This is a genomic window from Alcaligenes faecalis, from assembly GCF_005311025.1.
GTDB lineage: Bacteria > Pseudomonadota > Gammaproteobacteria > Burkholderiales > Burkholderiaceae_B > Alcaligenes > Alcaligenes phenolicus.
Window position 1 is genome coordinate 3,609,100 of sequence record NZ_CP031747.1, and the last position, 16,947, is coordinate 3,626,046.

11 protein-coding genes, 1 tRNA gene and 1 pseudogene are annotated in these 16,947 nt (G+C 54.5%); 3 read left to right on the forward strand and 10 right to left on the reverse strand.

Annotated features, from left to right (window positions below; translation table 11 throughout):
* Positions 1-111 precede the first annotated feature (111 nt).
* The 6 genes from tauC to D0C27_RS16620 all read right to left on the reverse strand — a co-directional run bounded on the left by tauC (position 112) and on the right by D0C27_RS16620 (position 9,031).
* Positions 112-876, reverse strand: coding sequence for a taurine ABC transporter permease TauC (tauC, locus tag D0C27_RS16595; RefSeq protein WP_137431648.1), 765 nt, complete (start codon positions 874-876; stop codon positions 112-114).
* 142 nt (positions 877-1,018) lie between these two features.
* Positions 1,019-1,804 carry a taurine ABC transporter ATP-binding subunit gene (gene tauB / locus D0C27_RS16600; RefSeq protein WP_137431338.1) on the reverse strand — a complete coding sequence of 262 codons (786 nt, stop codon included), beginning with the start codon at positions 1,802-1,804 and terminating at the stop codon, positions 1,019-1,021.
* A gap of 5 nt (positions 1,805-1,809) precedes the next feature.
* The gene (tauA, locus tag D0C27_RS16605; protein ID WP_115634986.1) at positions 1,810-2,808 is read right to left on the reverse strand and encodes a taurine ABC transporter substrate-binding protein; all 999 of its coding nucleotides are present in this window, start codon (positions 2,806-2,808) and stop codon (positions 1,810-1,812) included.
* A 248-nt stretch (positions 2,809-3,056) separates the two neighbouring features.
* Positions 3,057-4,493: an efflux transporter outer membrane subunit gene (locus D0C27_RS16610; RefSeq protein WP_240688271.1), complete on the reverse strand. Its 1,437-nt coding sequence runs from the start codon at positions 4,491-4,493 to the stop codon at positions 3,057-3,059.
* A gap of 82 nt (positions 4,494-4,575) precedes the next feature.
* Positions 4,576-7,743, reverse strand: a complete 3,168-nt coding sequence (locus D0C27_RS16615) for an efflux RND transporter permease subunit (RefSeq protein WP_042489177.1) — start codon at positions 7,741-7,743, stop codon at positions 4,576-4,578.
* Between the two features lie 61 nt (positions 7,744-7,804).
* The gene (locus D0C27_RS16620) at positions 7,805-9,031 is read right to left on the reverse strand and encodes an efflux RND transporter periplasmic adaptor subunit (RefSeq protein WP_060186931.1); all 1,227 of its coding nucleotides are present in this window, start codon (positions 9,029-9,031) and stop codon (positions 7,805-7,807) included.
* Between the two features lie 496 nt (positions 9,032-9,527).
* Between D0C27_RS16620 and D0C27_RS16625 the strand changes: the two genes are divergently transcribed.
* A complete protein-coding gene (locus D0C27_RS16625) occupies positions 9,528-10,577 on the forward strand; it encodes a LysR family transcriptional regulator (protein WP_060186930.1) in 1,050 nt (349 codons plus the stop codon).
* 465 nt (positions 10,578-11,042) lie between these two features.
* Here the strand turns inward: D0C27_RS16625 and D0C27_RS16630 are convergent, their stop codons facing one another.
* The 3 genes from D0C27_RS16630 to D0C27_RS16640 are packed head-to-tail and all read right to left on the reverse strand — an operon-like array spanning position 11,043 to position 14,306.
* Positions 11,043-12,344 carry a sulfatase family protein gene (locus D0C27_RS16630; protein WP_137431339.1) on the reverse strand — a complete coding sequence of 434 codons (1,302 nt, stop codon included), beginning with the start codon at positions 12,342-12,344 and terminating at the stop codon, positions 11,043-11,045.
* An 11-nt stretch (positions 12,345-12,355) separates the two neighbouring features.
* On the reverse strand, positions 12,356-13,324 hold the full coding sequence (locus tag D0C27_RS16635; RefSeq protein WP_115633534.1) for a Bug family tripartite tricarboxylate transporter substrate binding protein: 969 nt from the start codon (positions 13,322-13,324) through the stop codon (positions 12,356-12,358).
* Between the two features lie 28 nt (positions 13,325-13,352).
* Positions 13,353-14,306 (reverse strand): Bug family tripartite tricarboxylate transporter substrate binding protein, encoded by a 954-nt coding sequence (locus D0C27_RS16640; protein WP_115634982.1) that lies wholly within the window; start codon positions 14,304-14,306, stop codon positions 13,353-13,355.
* A 475-nt stretch (positions 14,307-14,781) separates the two neighbouring features.
* On the opposite strand from D0C27_RS16640, the pseudogene D0C27_RS19630 reads away from it, so the two are divergent.
* Positions 14,782-14,961 (forward strand): annotated as a pseudogene (locus D0C27_RS19630) (tyrosine-type recombinase/integrase); the annotation flags it as partial.
* Positions 14,962-15,078: 117 nt separating this feature from the next.
* Here D0C27_RS19630 and D0C27_RS16655 read toward each other — a convergent pair.
* A tRNA-Met gene (locus D0C27_RS16655) sits at positions 15,079-15,155 on the reverse strand.
* Between the two features lie 316 nt (positions 15,156-15,471).
* Between D0C27_RS16655 and D0C27_RS16660 the strand changes: the two genes are divergently transcribed.
* Positions 15,472-16,875, forward strand: a complete 1,404-nt coding sequence (locus D0C27_RS16660) for a GntP family permease (RefSeq protein ID WP_115634980.1) — start codon at positions 15,472-15,474, stop codon at positions 16,873-16,875.
* The last annotated feature ends 72 nt before the right edge of the window (positions 16,876-16,947 follow it).

Consider the following 16,947-nt stretch of genomic DNA (forward strand, 5'->3'; position numbering starts at 1 on the left):
GTGCCTGGACGTCCAGGTCGGCTCGAACGAGAGCCGACCTACTCACACCGCACAACATCAACTCTGAACCTCTGCACCAAAAACCCCAGGCGAACAATCACATCCCAGCTGCTAACGCGCTTGTCCGTGCCACGGAACAAGCTTGGCCTGCAATCGACGCAAACCGATTTCAAGCGCAAACGCCACCAAGGCGATAAGCAGAATCCCCGCCATCACCACGTCAGTTGCCAGAAACTGCCCTGCTGACTGAACCATAAATCCCAAACCACGCGTGGCAGCAACCAGCTCCGAAGCCACAAGGGTTGACCACCCCACTCCCAAACCGATGCGCAAGCCCGTCAAAATATCAGGCAAGGCACTGGGGATAATGATGTAACGCAGCAACTGAGCACGCGTCGCCCCGAAAGATTGAGCCGCACGCAGTTTCACCGGATCCACATTACGCACACCACCTGCCGTCGCAATCGTGATCGGCGCAAAAATTGCCAGATAAATCAGCAGCACTTTGGACAACTCACCAATCCCAAACCAGATCACGATCAGCGGCAAATACGCCAGCGGCGGAATCGGACGATAGAATTCAATCAAAGGATCCAGAATGCCCTGGGCAATGCGATTACGACCAATCGCGATACCCGTAGGAATCGCCAACAAGACAGCGGCAAACAATGCCAAGCTAATCCGCCACAAACTGGCCGCCAGATGCTGCTGCACCGTGGCATCCATATAACCCACAGTGAACAGACGAAAAACGCGACTCAGCACGGCCTGGGGTGATGGGAGAAACAGCGGATCCACATAGCCCCACTCAGTAACGGCCCACCACAAGAACAGCACTCCACTTAGGGTAAGCAAACTGATCACGGCAATAGACATTTGCCGAGGCTTAGTGGACGTTGACTGATGAGGCTTGGAATCGCCACCCACGCTTAAAGACGAAACGCCCGACAAGCCAGCAACATCACCCGGCTGCAGAACCTCGCCAGCGACAGAGGATTTCATGAACAATCTCCTAAGTTCAGGCCGAAGCGGCAACAGGATGCGCCGAGAACACATGCTCCAGCACGCGCTCTCGCGCCGCGATAAACTCCGGCGAGGACTTCACCTGACGCACCGGCTGCCCATCGGTGTAACGTCGCCCAAAATCCAGCACCAAACGCTCCACCACATGCCCAGGCGTACCACCCAAAATAATCAGATCGGTAGCCAGAAACACAGCTTCCTCAATATCGTGAGTAATCAGAAAAACAGGCTTGGCGCTACGCTGCCAGACATTCAACAAAAGCGTCTGCGCCTGCTCTCGGGTAAAGGCATCCAGCGCCCCAAAAGGCTCATCCAGCAAGAGCACACGCGGGTCCGACGCCAAAGCACGTGCAATGTCTACCCGCTGCTTCTGACCTCCAGACAATTGCCAGATACGGCGCTGCTCCAAGCCCTCAAGCCCCACCAAGGCCAATTGATGACGAGCTACCGCCTGCCGCTGCTCCTTGGAGTCACCCCGCAGCGTCAAACCAAAAGCCACATTTTCCAGAACCGTCTGCCAAGGCAGCAAGGCATCGTCCTGGAACACCACACCGCGATCAGCCCCAGGGCCGCGCACAGGTTCGCCGTCAAGCGTAATCGTCCCAGCGCTGGGCAAGGTAAAGCCCGCGATCAGGTTCAACAAGGTAGTCTTGCCACTGCCCGAAGGCCCCAGCACCACCACCAACTGCCCCGGCCCCAATTGCAGCGACACATCTCGCAGCGCCAAATGATCGGCACCGGGATAACGTGCGCTGACGCGATTCAGTGTTAACTGCGCCATCAGAATTACTTGGCCGACGAGGCAGCCGCCTCGACATATTTGCCGGTGGTGTAACCGGCGTAATCAGGCAAAACCTCGTCGATACGACCCTGCTCTTTCAAAAAAGCAGAGGTATCGGCCAAGGCCTTGGCAGTGGGCTGACCTAAGGTCTTGATCTGATCAGCCGCAGATAAAAAGCCGCTGCCAGCCAGCACATTGGGGATTTCTTGAGGCGTCGCGCCAGTCAGGCGAGACAGCTTGTTGATGTTGTCAGCATTGGCAACCCAGGCAGCAGGATCATGCGTATAGCTCTCGTACGCAGCCAAGGTGACACGAGCAAAAGCAGACACAATATCCGGATGTTTTTCCGCAAAATCCTTGCGCACCAACCACACATCGAAAGTCGGAGCACCCAGCTTGGCCAGTTCCCCGGAACTGATCAGCACCTTGCCGCTTTCCTTGGCCTTGCTCAAGGCCGGGTCCCACGTATAAGCACCATCAATATCACCGCGAGCCCAGGCTGCTACGATATTGGCCGGAGTCAGATTAATGATATTGAGCTGCTTGGGGTCGATCTTCCAATGCTTGAGCGCAGCCAGCAGACTGTAGTGACTGGTCGACACAAAAGGCGTGGCAATCGTCTTGCCAACCAAATCTTGTGGAGACGCAATGTCCGAAGCATTACGCACAACCAGCTCTTCGCTGGTACCCAGTTCGGCCGCAATCAGAAAGGTCTCAATAGGTAATTTACGACTGGCCGCAGCGGCCAGGGGGCTGGAACCTAAATAGGCAATCTGCACATCGCCTGAAGCGACGGCATTGATGACTTCTGCCCCACCATCAAACTTGCGCCAATCGATTTTCGCGCCGGTTTCTTTTTCATAAGAACCGTCTGCCTGAGGCACGTTCGACGGAGTGGGAATGGTTTGATAGGCGACCGTCAGACTGGTGGCCTGAGCTGTCAAAGATACGACGCTGGCCGCCAATGCCAGGCCCAGATACTGCAGAGTTCTCGTCAACGACATGGAGCATTCCTCGATTATTTTTGCGGCCCGATAAGCCGTTAGGTCGAGAAATCAGGATAGACAAAGCAAGGCGGCAGGCAAAAGAACGATTTCGCTTATTGTTAGTGCGCGAATTTATGAAGTCTGTAAACACAGCATTTGGGCACCTGCACCAACTACCGCATAAACCATGCCCCTATTCCACTAAAGCGCCCCCACCACCCTTGTCTGACAGGAGTGGTGGGTAACAAGATAAAGGCTTAAAGCCATTAATTCGAACGGGCCGCTAGAGCCTCCCGTTCAGGCAAGGAAGAGGGCCACCCGCCTGCCAGCGCCTTATACAAGGCAACCGCACTGAGCATGGTACGGGTACGCGCCTCAGCCAAGGCATCCTGGGCAAGCAGTTGCGTGCGCTCTGCATCCAACACCTCCAACAAACCGGCAGCCCCAGCCTCAAAACGAGTACGGGCAATGCGCGCAGCCAGTTCGCTATCAGCAGCAGCACGCTCCAGATGGGCGTCCTCAATACGAGTACGTGCATGCAGGACCAAGGCATTCTCGGTTTCCTCCAGGGCCAGCAATACGGTTTGGCGGTACCGCGCCAAGGCCGCTTGCGCATCGGCATCAGCGGCCGCGATGCGTGACTGCACACGGCCCACATCCAAGAAAGACCAATCGATGCCCAGTACCACCAGGCGCGTCTCACTCTCTCTGGAGAACAGCTGGCTGCTATCAATGGCATGACTCCCTATCAAGCCACCCAATGTAAAGCGTGGGAACAAATCGGCTGTCGCAACGCCAATCCGTGCCGTTGCTGCATGCAAGCGCGCCTCGGCAGCGGCAATATCAGGACGACGACGCAACAGTTCCCCCGGTGAGCCTGCATCCAGACGCGCTGGTACAGGCATCCCCTGGAACGGAGTCAACTGCTTGACCAAGGCCAAGGGCTGACGGCCCGTCAGAACGGCTAGACGATGCATCTGCACTGCAGCCTGAGCTTGCAAAGCCGGAATACGCGATGCAGTGGTTTCTGCCTGCGCACGCAAACGCGCGGTGTCAAACTCCGTGCCGGTACCAGCATCCAGCCGCTGTTGAACCAAGGACAACGTATTTTGCTGATTAAGCAGATTGGCTTGTGCCACCAGCAGCCTGGCCTGCGTACCCCGCAATTGCGTATAACTCTGCATGACTTCGCTCACAATCAGCACCTGCAAGGCACGCAAATCCGCAGTACTTGCGAAGGTATCCGCCTGACCGGCTTCAATCAGGCGACGGACACGACCAAATACATCCAGTTCCCAGCCAGCAACAAGACTGGCCTGCCAATTCTGATTGTCCCGGCCCGAAGCGCTGACACCGGGCATTTGATCGACACTGCTACGGTGATGCCCTGCCTCCCCCTGTGCCGTCACACTGGGCAAAGCCTCCAGCCGCGTATTGCGTAACAAGGCCTGCGCACGGTCCAGTCCAGCCAGAGCCGCACGCAAATCGTAATTGGTGCGTAAGGCATCCTGCACCAGCCCGGCCAATGTGGGATCGCCCAAGCCCTCGACCATGACTTGATCCGCACTCTGTGACAGCGGCACATCCTGCTTATCGGACAAAGTCGTTCCAAACTCATCCGGGATCGTCGTATCCGGTTGCTGGTGGTCAGGACCCACTGCGCAGGCAGCTAGGTACAGCGTAGCAAGAGTTGAGGCAGTCACGCGCCACAGTCGTCGGAACGATAAAGAACGGAGCACACGTCTGGCGCGACTTGTGGGAAAAAAAGCAGTCGCAAAGATAAGTTTAATCATGAGATACCTGTATAGGAGCCTGAGCGCGCTGCACCGATGAACGGCTGGCAAGCTTACGCAGTGCGACATAAAAGGCAGGAGTCAGGAACAGGCCAAATGCCGTCACTCCAACCATGCCTGCAAATACGGTAATACCCGTGGCTGCGCGCACCTCGCTGCCGGCTCCCGAGGACACCATCAATGGCGCCACACCAGCACAGAACGCAATGGACGTCATCACAATAGGACGCAGACGCAGACGGCAAGCCTGCAAGGCAGCATGCACAATATCCAAGCCTTCCTGCTCCAACTCACGAGCGAACTCGATAATCAAAATCGCGTTTTTACAGGCCAGACCCATCAATACAACCAGTCCGACCTGAACAAATACGTTGTTATCGCCGTTCGTTAACCACACGCCAAACAAAGCCGCCAACAGGCACATCGGCACAATCAGAATGACCGCCAAGGGCAATGTCCAGCTCTCGTACAAAGCGGCCAGAACCAGAAAAACCAACAAGACCGCCATAGGAAACACGATCATGGCAGCACCACTTTGGTTGGCCTGCTGATAACTCAGGTCACTCCACCCAATCCCCATGCCTGCTGGCAGGACCTGACTTGCCAACTGCTCGACATACGCCATCGCCTGACCTGACGACAAGACACGCGGATCCGCATCGCCCAACAAATCAGCCGCAGGATAGCCATTAAAGCGAATAACCGGATCGGGGCCATACGTACTTTGAACCTGCAATAGCGAGCCAATCGGGACCATCTCGCCCTGATCATTGCGAGTGCGCAAGCGACTAATATCTTCAGTACTGGCACGAAAAGCGCCATCAGCCTGGGCGATTACTTGCCAGGTTCGGCCAAACATATTGAAGTCATTGACGTAAGACGAGCCCAAATACGTTTGCAAAGTATCAAACAGCTCGGTCAACGGTACGCCTTGCGCCTTGGCCTTAATACGATCGACCACCGCATCCAATTGAGGGACATTCGCCTGATAGCTGCTGATGGGATAAGCCATTCCCGGCGTCTGGACCACAGCCCCCTGGAAAGCCTGAACCGCCTGCTGCAACGATCCGTAGCCCAGTTGCTCTCGATCCTGAATAAACAGGGACCAGCCAGACCCATTACCCAAACCTTGAATAGGAGGCGGCATAAAAGCAAAAGCCAGACCTTCTTGAATCTCAGCAAACTTTTGATTCAGCTCTGCAGAAATATCCTCTGCGCTGCGACTACGCTCGGAAAATGGCTCCAACACATAGAACACCACACCATTATTAGGCGTATTGGTGAACTGCAATGGATTCAGGCCTGGAAATGCGATTTCGTTGGACACACCATCAACCTTCATGGCGATCTCAGTCATACGCTTGAGGACCACATCGGTGCGTTCAATAGACGCCCCCTCGGGCATCTTGACGCCCGCAATCAAGTATTGCTTGTCTTGAACGGGGATAAAACCAGACGGCACGAGATTGAACATCAAGCCCGTTGCAGCCAACAAACCCACATACACCACCATCACTACACCACGACGGCCCAATACACGGCCAATGCTGCTTTGATAGCGCTCAGCGCTACGCTGAAACATGCGGTTAAAAGGAACAAACAACCAGCCAAAAGCCCGATCGATACCACGGGTCAGGGCATCTTTGGGAGCGTCATGCGGCTTGAGTAATCGCGCCGCCAACGCGGGAGACAAGGTCAAGGAGTTCAAGCCCGAAATCGCCACAGAAATAGCAATGGCCACAGCAAACTGCTTATAGAACTCGCCAATGACTCCATCCAAAAAAGCCATAGGAATGAATACGGCGCACAACACCAGTGTGATGGCGATAATCGGACCTGAAACTTCCCGCATTGCCAGATGGGCAGCCTGCAAGGGAGGTTCGCCATTCTCGATATGGCGCTCAACGTTTTCCACCACCACAATGGCGTCGTCCACCACAATACCGATCGCCAGGACCAAACCGAACAGCGTCAGGGTATTGATTGAAAATCCCAATACATGCAGCACCGCAAACGTGCCGATGATAGACACCGGAACCGCCAGCAAAGGAATGATGGAGGCACGCCAGGTCTGCAAGAACAGGATCACAACCAAAATCACCAATAGCACGGCCTCCAGCAAGGTAGTGATTACGGATTTGATGGAATCACGCACAAAGACCGTGGTGTCATAAATGGACTGGATCTCAATGCCCGGCGGCAACTTCTGGCGGATATCTTCCATTTTGGCTACAACTGCATCGCGAATTTCCAGGGCATTAGCGCCCGGGGCCTGAAAAATACCAATGGCTGACGCGCTCTTGCCATCCAAACGTGCTCGCAAGGTGTAATCGCCCGCCGCCAACTCAATCCGGGCTACATCCGCCAGTCGCACAATCTCGCCAGCCGCACCGCTCTTCAACACAATATCGCCAAACTCCTCCACGCTTTCTAAACGGCCTTTGGCATTGATCGGCAATAAGAAATCACTGGGATTTGGCATAGGTTCGGCACCTAGCTGACCAGCCGACACCTGAATATTCTGTTCACGTACGGCACGCAGAACATCGCTGGCCGTCAAACCACGCGCAGCCACTTTGTCCGGGTCCAACCAGATACGCATGGCATAGTCGCCCCCGCCAAACTGCTGAGCATCCCCCACCCCCGGTATGCGCGCCATTGCGTCCTTAACATGCAGGCGCATGTAGTTACGCAAGTACAAGGTGTCATAACGATCGTCTTCGGCGGTCAAATGAACCACCATCAAAAATACGGGCGACTGCTTTTGAACCGTCACCCCTTGCCGGCGTACATCCTCGGGCAAACGTGCCTGAGCCTGGGCAACCCGGTTCTGCACCTTGACAGCGGCATCATCCGGGTCTGTGCCGGGTTCGAAGGTAACGGTCATTTGCAATACACCGTCCGAACCTGCCACCGACTTCATGTACATCATGTTTTCCACGCCGTTAATAGCTTCCTCCAAAGGCGTCGCGACTGTTTCCGCAATCACCTTGGGATTGGCGCCAGGATAGACAGTGCGCACCATCACGGCCGGTGGCACGACTTCCGGATACTCACTGATTGGCAGGGAGGGAATCGCAATGAGCCCTCCGATAAATATCACGATCGACATGACAGCCGCAAAAATCGGCCTATCGATGAAAAATTTTGAAAAATTCATGAAAATGTCCTGTGCATCGGCAGCCATCGAACGATGTGCCGACCTCATAAGAGAACGTGAATCAGCCAGGCATCACCGCGAGTGCGGAGGCGGCTTGCGGCACGGGCGTGCCGAGAAGCTGGGCCACAGCAGGCGAATCAACCAAAGTCGGCGACACCGCCATGCCGGGCATGGGAACTTTTTGATGACCGCTGACAACAACTCGGTCGCCTTCAGCCAACCCCTTCTTGATCACGCGCAGTCCCTGAACAATGGGCCCCAGCGCAATATCACGCCGCTGAACACGGTTGTCCTGATCTACGATCAACACATACTTACGGTCTTGATCCGTCAGTACCGCCTTCTCATCGACCAGCATGGCTGTGTACGCTTGGCTACCCCCTAACTGCACACGAGCAAACAGGCCAGGGGTCAGTACGCCATCCGGGTTAGGCAACACAGCTCTGGCCCGCAAGGTGCCCGTAGCGGGGTCAACATGGTTATCAATAAAGTCCACATAGCCCGCATGCGGATACATCTCATCCGAGGCCAGCCCAACTTGAACAGGGCTTTGTGTCGTGCTGCGTTGCCCGTCCCGAGCTTGGCGTGCATAGCGCAGCCATGTACTCTCGTCCACGTCAAACAGCACATGCACAGGATCCTGAGACACTACCGTCGTCAAAACCGTCTGGTTGGCTTGGGCCAGATTACCCGTCGTAAGGAAAGCACGGCTGGCACGGCCTGTGATTGGCGAACGCACTTCGGTATATTGCAAATCCAGCGACGCCGCCGCCACCGTGGCCTCAGCAGCACGGACAGCCGCCAAGGCCTGTGAGGCCGACGCATTGCGGCTATCGAACTCTTCACGAGAAATCGCCTTGGACTGCACCAGCACTTTAGCCCGCCGTTGCTGCGTCACCGCAAACTGCGCATTACTGCGTGCACGCGCCAGTTCTGCCTGAGCCTGATCCAAGGCCGCACGATATGGCCGTGCATCAATCACAAACAGAAGATCCCCTTTGCTGACAGTTTGCCCTTCCGTGAAAGCGACATGATCAATGTAGCCACTGACGCGCGCGCGCAGTTCCACAGAGTCAACTGCTGCCACCCTGCCGGTGAATCCCTCCCATGGCTGAATCGGTTGAGCCGCTACCGACATGATGCTGACAGACGGAGCAGGCATGGCTTGATCAGATGCTGCCTGGCTATAACAAGCCGTCAGCAAAACAGCCGACAAGACCAGGGAGGCAGGAGCAAGCCATCGACGAGACCGTGTAACGAAATTAATGGAGCGAGTGTGATGAGACATCAAGGCGACATCCTGTTTAAAGCAGAAGGAATAAGGCGACGAATCGGTGGCAGTGGCGCAGGCGTAGATCTACCAGGAGTCAACGGCAGGATTATCCCGTTTTCGATTGCCCCACTGCTGGGATAGTTTCTCCCAGCAGTGGGACATTGAGCCTCAGCCAGGTAGCGATAGGAGAATTGGGGAACGGGTAGCCAAGCTCCGGATTGCACGATAAATGGCCCGGCCCCCACCTGCCGGATACGATGTTCTGCTTTCATATAACCCCCTGTTAAACCTGAATATATTTTTAATGATGAAAAGTTTTTCAGCAGGCTTAAGTGAACTCTTCCCGTGGCGTTTACAGCCTCTTGGACAATGACGGGCAACTCATTCGGGCACTTCCCTGCATCCAGGTTGATACTCTACAAGTGAACAACTGAATTGATTAGTCATGAATTAAGGGAAAGATTGTCCTTCAGGTGGGCTAATATAGGCGTTTTGCTCGGATGCAATTCCCATGTCTCACGATCTGAATGACACACTTATCTTCGGCAAGGTAGTCGAGCACGGCAGTTTTATCGGAGCTGCCAAGGCCCTGCGCCTGCCCAAAACAACGGTCAGCCGTAAAGTGCAGGAGCTTGAAGCCAGGCTGGGCGTGCAGTTATTGCATCGCACTACACGCCGTCTGGGTTTGACAGAGGCGGGCAACGTTTACGTGGAATATGCGCAACGCATTGCACGCGAACTGAACGAAGCTGAAAGCGCCGTCGGCCAGTTGCAGGCCGGGCCGCGAGGTTGGCTACGGTTTTCTGCCCCCTACTCCATCGGTATCGACAAAATCGCTCCGTTATTAGGCGAGTTCCATATGCGCTACCCTGAAGTGCGCGTTGAAATGCTGCTAAATAACGAGCAGGTCGATCTGATCGACAATGAGATTGATCTGGCCCTGCGCATTGGCGATCTACCCGACTCCACCCTGGTCGCACGCAAGCTGGGGGTCCTGACCACACAGGTATTTGCGGGCAATGCGTATATCACTCGATACGGCGAGCCCTCACATCCTGATGAGCTTTGGCATCACCGCACTATCGCGATGAGCAAGAACCGCAATGGCAATGACTATCAATGGACACTGGACGACGGCACTGGAAAACGTGCGTTTCCCATCAATCCTATTCTGGTTGCCAATGATCCGGCGGCCTGGAAAGGCGCTCTTTTATGTGGAGAGGGTCTGATCATCGGTGCGGATGTGATGGTCAAATCATATGTCGAGCACGGACTAGTCAAGCGAGTCCTGGCAGGCTGGAGCGGTGGCGAATACACATTGAATGCCGTATTTCCAAGAGGTCACGGACAGTCTCCGAAGGTAAGGGTATTTGTAGACTTTTTGCTCGAACGCCTTAACCTGGAAATTGACTATATGTCGGCGTATTGCCCGTTGATGCAGAAGGACGAGCAGGCGTCGATCGCTGCAGCACCTCCTGAGCTAAAAAGGCGGACCAGCGCCGATGATTTGCAGGCCATCGAAATCGGCAAGTGCATTCCGGAAGTAGCGACCCTGCCCTGAACTGTTAATTAAGCAAGCCAGCCGCCGGAACGCAGCACTCAGGCTCACACCAGTCTTGGGGGAAGCCTCTCAAGTCATTAGAAACCTAAAAGGAGCGCATGTAGCGCTCCTTTTAGCAGGGAGGATTGGGCTGCTCATTCTGCGTAGATAGCTATTGGCCCATTCAGACCAAATCGTCGGCCTGCACTGACATCAATCACGTTTCTTTCTGCCAAGCCATCGCGCGAACAAGACAGTCCCTGCCCAAAACAGACTCTCGCTCCAAGCCAGACGACAAAAAAAGCCCACATTGCTGTGGGCTGTTTTCTTTATCTTGATGGATCACAGCACAGATAAAGAGGCCCGCCATAGAGCGGGCTTTTTTGCGCTCGCAACAACACCTACCACTGCTAGGTAAAACACAAAAAGACAATGCCAGCAATCGATAGCCAATATGTAGCGATGATCCTCTTCCACTAAAAGGCTTCAGCGCGCAGGCATATCAGCTAAACCGTAGACTAGGTCCGCACGCGCATTCAGCGGAATCGGTGGCATGCTACGCTCCCAATTCAAATAGCGATCACGCATAGCCTTTAAACGTTCCGGATCGAGACGCGATAAATTTGCACGCTCTCTCTCGTCCAATGCCAGGTTAAACAAATATTCTAGCTCGTCCACCTTCAAATACTTCCAATCACCTTCAATCAAAGCTCGCTGTCCCCTGTGCTTCATCCGCCAATAGAGGGGGCGCTGAATGTCCGGGCCCTGGCCCCCACGCAACAACGAGGCGAGCGACACCCCATCAGGTGCAAAGGCCCCGGGCGGCTGAACCCCAGCGATATCCCAGATCGTCGCCGTCAAATCCATAGTCATACACGGCACCGCACACTCCCACGAGCCCACCTCTCTTGGCCAGTGCACAATAAGGGGAACCCGAATACCACCTTCGGTTAGATCCATTTTCCCACCAACCAGTGGCCAGTTGTTCGAGTAGCGTTCGCCACCATTGTCACTAGTAAAAACCACTACCGTGTCATCAAGCAGACCCTGTTCACGCAACTCCTGCATCAACGTGCCTATCCCCTCATCCATTTCGCGAATCATCTGTTGGTAAACATGGATAGAACCACTTTCAAGATCACTCAGCGATGTCGGAAAGCGATATTCTGAATTATGTTGCATATCACGTGTCTGCCAAGGCCAATGCGGGGCCGTGTAGTGCAGACTCAGCAAAAACGGTATTCCATCACGACCACGCTCACGTACAAATTTCACAGCTTGCTCGCTAAACAGATCGGTCAGATACCCTTCGGCCTGGATAGGTTCGCCATTGCCAAATAATGCTCCCTCACCTTTGTTGTCGGTGTGACGCAAGTAATCGGCCCCCCCAGAGAGAATTCCCCAATGTTCTTGGTAACCACTTTTTAAAGGTCCGAAATACGGCGGATAGCCCAGATGCCATTTACCGATGAGAGCAGTCTTGTAGCCATGGTCGCGCAACAATGACGGCAAAGTAGGATGCTCCGGCGGCAGTCCAGCTACCTTATCCCCCTTAAAAAGCGGTGTTAAAGGCTCGTGGGCTCCGCCATGCAAACGATATTGGTAACGACCCGTCATCAATGCAAATCGTGTCGGCGAGCACACCGGCGAATTAGCATAGGCTCTCGTGAAACGCACACCCTCTTGAGCCAGGCGATCCAAGTTAGGACTGGTGTCAAGCAGCCCTCCGTAGCAGCCTAAATCCGCGTGCCCCAGATCATCCGCCAAGATAAAAATAAAATTCGTCATCCGGTACCCTTTTACAAAGTGCCCGCTAAACCAGCATCGGTAATGACCTGCTTATATCTAACACCATCCCGATCGATCTGTTGTTGAAACTCTGCCCCACGCTTAATAGTGACGTCCATACCCAGCTGGCGTAACTTGGACACTAAATCCGGATCAGACAATGCCTGCACAAAGGCATCCTCCAGCCACTGTCGCTTGGCGGGATCAGTGCCTGCCGGGACAAAAAACCCAGTCCAGCTAGCCAAATCCACGCCCGAAAATCCCGCCTCTCCAGCAGCGGGGACGTTAGGCAGAATCGGCGTACGCGCCTGAGTCGTGACTATTAAAGGGCGCAACTTATCAGCTTTAAGATGAGGCAGCGATGGTGCCAACGCATCAATCAACACAGGCACGTGGCCGCCCAGAACTGCCTGTAGCGCCGGAGTACTGCCATTAAACGGCACTGGCGTAAGCGTGATGCCAGCCGAGCGCGTTATGATTTCCATGGCAATGCGGCCCGGCATAGCCCCATGCGCATACATGGCATAGTCTGTCTGCCCTTTCTTAAGGCTCTCGATCCACTGCTCCACTGTCTGAATGCTGGAATCAGGTGCCACACTTAACACCAACGGCATATAGGTAGCCATGGCTACTGGATCAAAGTCCCCACTTGGCTCATAGGACAGCTCTTTGTACAGAACAGGGTTAAAGAGCATAGTGGCGTCGATCGCCGTCAGAACGGTATAGCCATCCGGCTTCGCGCGTGCAACGTATCGCGCACCGATAGTCGTGTTGCCACCGGGCCGGTTTTCCACCACGAGAGATGCCCCTTGCTGCTCTGCAACCTTTTGGGCCACCAGACGTGACAGGGTATCCGAGCCACCACCAGGAGCAAACGGCACAACCATAGTAATAGGTCGCTCAGGATACTGCGCTTGAACGTGCCCTCCCGGCATCACGCTCGCCAAGGCAAGCATGCTCAAAAAATATGGAGTTTTCATTGTCTCGCTCTCTGTTTAAATGTGGAAGCTAATCCAGCTGTATACCCAAGCGCTGTATCATGGGGCCGTAAAACTGTGACTGTGCTTGGATAAAATTCTCAAAATCCAACCCCGCCCGCAAATCCACCACCATGCCTTTGCCAGCCAGCTGACTGCGCATGCCGTCGCCCTCCATCGCCAGAGCAAGTGCAGCTTGCATCGCGGCAATATCTTGCTCTGACGCATTACGGGGCGCGACCACGCCAAACCAACTAGAGAACACTAAAGGCTGGCCCAGTTCAGCTAATGTCGGCACCTGCTCCACCTGAGCTAAGCGTGAATCGGCGGCTACAGCCAAAGCCCGTAGCCGCCCATCGCTCAGCAAGGGGGAACTACCCACCAGTAGCTCGAACATGAAATCCACTTCTCCTCCAACAAGGTCTGTCAAAGCCTGGATAGCACCACGATAGGGAATATGATCCGCCTCGACGCCAAGATCGTGAGCGAACTGGGCGCCTGCAAGGTGAGCCACTGTACCGATGCCTGCTGATCCATAGCGCAAGCGACGTTGCTTCCCAACAGCACGTAAGTCTTCTAAGGAAGTTAGACCGCTATCGGCACGCACCAGTAGTAGTAAGGGCGCTTGCGCCAAAAGCGTGACCGGCCTCAACTGCTTCGCAGCCATCCGCTGGTCAACACTGCGAAATAAAAAGGGGTTCAAAGATAGCAGGCCGGTGTGGGCCATAAGAAAACTCTGCTCGCCAGCCCGTTGCGTCAACGTAGCTCTGATAGCGACCATGCCACCCGCTCCCGGTTTATTTAATACAACAACAGGTTCACCCAGATAACGGGCCAAAGGTTTCTCCAGATCCCGAGCCAATTGGTCTACAGCGCCAGCTGGCGGAAACGGCAAAACTAGATTGATAGAGCCCGCCCCTGCCGTTAGCGGGATTAAGCACATCAAGAGAACACCTAGCAGCATCCGTAAACTCGTCGTGCTCATAGCCAACTCCTTTAATCTTAAAAATATACTGCGGTATATTTTTAAGATTAAAAAAACTACTCAATTTCCTCCATACTTGGTTTCCCTAATGCTAGGCGCCAACACTGACGCTCTTTAACGCAGCACTCTGATCGGCGTAGCCTCTATCTCAACATCCAAACGCCACTGGAACGGGCGCTGGGCGGTGGCACAGTAGCTATCGCCTCTCAGAGCCCCGCATCCGCTGACGAGCGCGACCACGCGCAGCCTCATCATCCAGGCGCTCAATCGTTTGAGCTGCATCACATCCTACCTCCGCTGCGGCCACATCCACCTTTGTTTGTTTCTGCTCTGCCCGGGCCCCCTGCCTTAACGCCGCCCGAACTGCAGCAGCGCCAGAGCAGCTCCGCTAAATGGGCACATGCTGGAAGTGGTCCAGCGCCGGGGAGGAACCCATGCAAGCCTAGTCTTTTCTCGGGTTTGAACGGGCTCAAGAATTGAGCAGGTTGACCGCAGGGCATTCACGGCAACAAGGAAGGAAGTTGGATTGCGGAACGTCCGCTTTCACAATCTGCGCCATATCTGGGCGAGCTGGCATGCTCACAACGGTACCCTGCTCTTTGTATTGAAGAAGCGTGGCGACTGGGAGACGCTGGACATGGTAAAGAAGTACGCCCACTTGGACGCTGATCATCTGGCACAGTACGCAATCACGCCACGTTTAGGTCACAGCAAACAACAAAAAAGCCACCCGATTGGGTGGCTTTTTTGTCCTGATTTAACAGGGGTATTCTGGTGGCGCATCCCTGATTCGAACAGGGGACCTGCGGATTATGATTCCGTCGCTCTAACCTGCTGAGCTAATGCGCCGAAGAAGAAATTATAGCAAGGTTTCGTCTTTTAGCAAGCACTTATCTCGATCTTTTTTCATCTTTTTAACGATTCTCTCCTATGAAAACGCTAAGCCCTTGTATTCATTGAGCTTCCCTTCTTCAATGCCGGTTCCGGCCATCCAATCAAATGATACAAAAAGTAAACACGCTAGCCATTCCCTGCTACTCCTCCCCCTTGCGCCCTATCAAGCCTGTTTGTCATCCCCTATTGCTACACTGCCTGCTTGGCGTTTGATCCGTCCTTGTTAATTGACTGACGTCCGTGATCCGGACTTTCCACAGGAACTTTGTTTATGGCCAGTACGCTTGCTATTGTTGTCTCGCTTTTGCTGCTGATGTTCTTCGCTTATCGGGGGGTGACGGTTCTGTTGCTGGCCCCCTTGATGGCCGCCCTGGCTGTGCTGCTCTCGGGGGACTCCGGGTTTTTGTTGCCCATCTACACCTCCACCTTCATGAGCGCGCTTAGCGGCTATGTGCTTCAGTTCTTGCCCATCTTCTTGTTAGGTGCCTTGTTTGGTCAGTTGATGGCGGACTCCGGAGCGGCTCAGGCGATTGCTCAGTGGATTACGCGCAAGCTGGGGCATCGTCATGCTATTGCCACCATTGTGATGGTGTGCGGCGTACTGACTTATGGTGGTGTGTCCTTGTTCGTGGTGGCCTTTGCCATTTATCCGATTGCCAAGGATCTGTTTCGCGCAGCGGGTATCCCCAAGCGTCTGATTCCTGCGGCAATTGCACTGGGTTCCTTTACCTTCACCATGACTGCTCTGCCTGGCACGCCTGCCATTCAGAACGCGATTCCTATTCCTTACTACGGCACTAACGTGTTTGCTGCACCTGGGCTGGGGATTATTGGTGGTTTGATCATGGCTTTGGGCGGCTTGTGGTGGCTGCAGTCGCGTGCGCGCAAAGCAGCAGCCAAGGGTGAAACCTATGGCGATCACGGTCAGGATCATTTCGATGCCAGCGACGATCACAGCACGCATGGTCAGAAACCCATGCCTATCTTCCTGGCCATCTTGCCGCTGATTCTGGTGATTGGCGTCAATGCCTTGTTCACTTATGGGATTTTCCCCGGCACGAACTTCGAGTTCATGGCCGAGCGTTTCCCTCAGGTTGATCCCGCCAAGATTACGGGTCTGTGGGCGCTGATTATTGCCTTGATTACCGCGAACCTGGTGTTGATCATCAGCCGCTTAGGTCACTGGAAGAGTCTGCGTGAAAGCATCAACAAAGGCGTGTTTGGTTTCATGCTGCCTTTGTTCAATACCGCTTCTGAAGTTGGTTACGGCGCGGTGATTGCCAGCCTGGCAGGCTTTGCGATTATTCGGGACTTTGTGTTGAACGTGGCTCCGGGTAATCCGCTTATTTCTGAAGCAGTTGCCATGACGACATTGGCCGGGATTACGGGTTCGTCTTCGGGCGGTTTGAGTATTGCCTTGCAGACGCTGGGTTCGGATTATTTGGCGATGGCCCAGCAAGCTGGCATCAGCCCTGAACTGCTGCACCGTGTGGCGGTGATGGCAGCGGGTGGTCTGGATACCCTGCCCCATTGCGGCGCGATCATTACCTTGCTGTCCATCTGCAAGCTGAACCACCGTCAGTCCTATGGCAATATCGCCATGGTGACAATGGCTGCTCCTATCTTTGCGCTGATCACCGTGATTACGCTGGGTACGATTTTTGGCAGCTTCTAAGCAAGTTTAGGAGACAAGCTCTATATAAGCAGCTATGTGCAGATTCGCGCATAGCTGCTTTTTTTGACCTCA

Coding starts and splice junctions, on each gene's coding strand:
- D0C27_RS16635 (WP_115633534.1), bottom strand. CDS start 13,324: ATGAAAACTCCATATTTTTTGAGCATGCTTGCCTTGGCGAGCGTGATG.
- D0C27_RS16620 (WP_060186931.1), bottom strand. CDS start 9,031: ATGTCTCATCACACTCGCTCCATTAATTTCGTTACACGGTCTCGTCGA.
- D0C27_RS16660 (WP_115634980.1), top strand. CDS start 15,472: ATGGCCAGTACGCTTGCTATTGTTGTCTCGCTTTTGCTGCTGATGTTC.
- D0C27_RS16625 (WP_060186930.1), top strand. CDS start 9,528: ATGTCTCACGATCTGAATGACACACTTATCTTCGGCAAGGTAGTCGAG.
- tauC (WP_137431648.1), bottom strand. CDS start 876: ATGTCTATTGCCGTGATCAGTTTGCTTACCCTAAGTGGAGTGCTGTTC.
- tauA (WP_115634986.1), bottom strand. CDS start 2,808: ATGTCGTTGACGAGAACTCTGCAGTATCTGGGCCTGGCATTGGCGGCC.
- D0C27_RS16640 (WP_115634982.1), bottom strand. CDS start 14,306: ATGAGCACGACGAGTTTACGGATGCTGCTAGGTGTTCTCTTGATGTGC.
- D0C27_RS16615 (WP_042489177.1), bottom strand. CDS start 7,743: ATGAATTTTTCAAAATTTTTCATCGATAGGCCGATTTTTGCGGCTGTC.
- tauB (WP_137431338.1), bottom strand. CDS start 1,804: ATGGCGCAGTTAACACTGAATCGCGTCAGCGCACGTTATCCCGGTGCC.
- D0C27_RS16630 (WP_137431339.1), bottom strand. CDS start 12,344: ATGACGAATTTTATTTTTATCTTGGCGGATGATCTGGGGCACGCGGAT.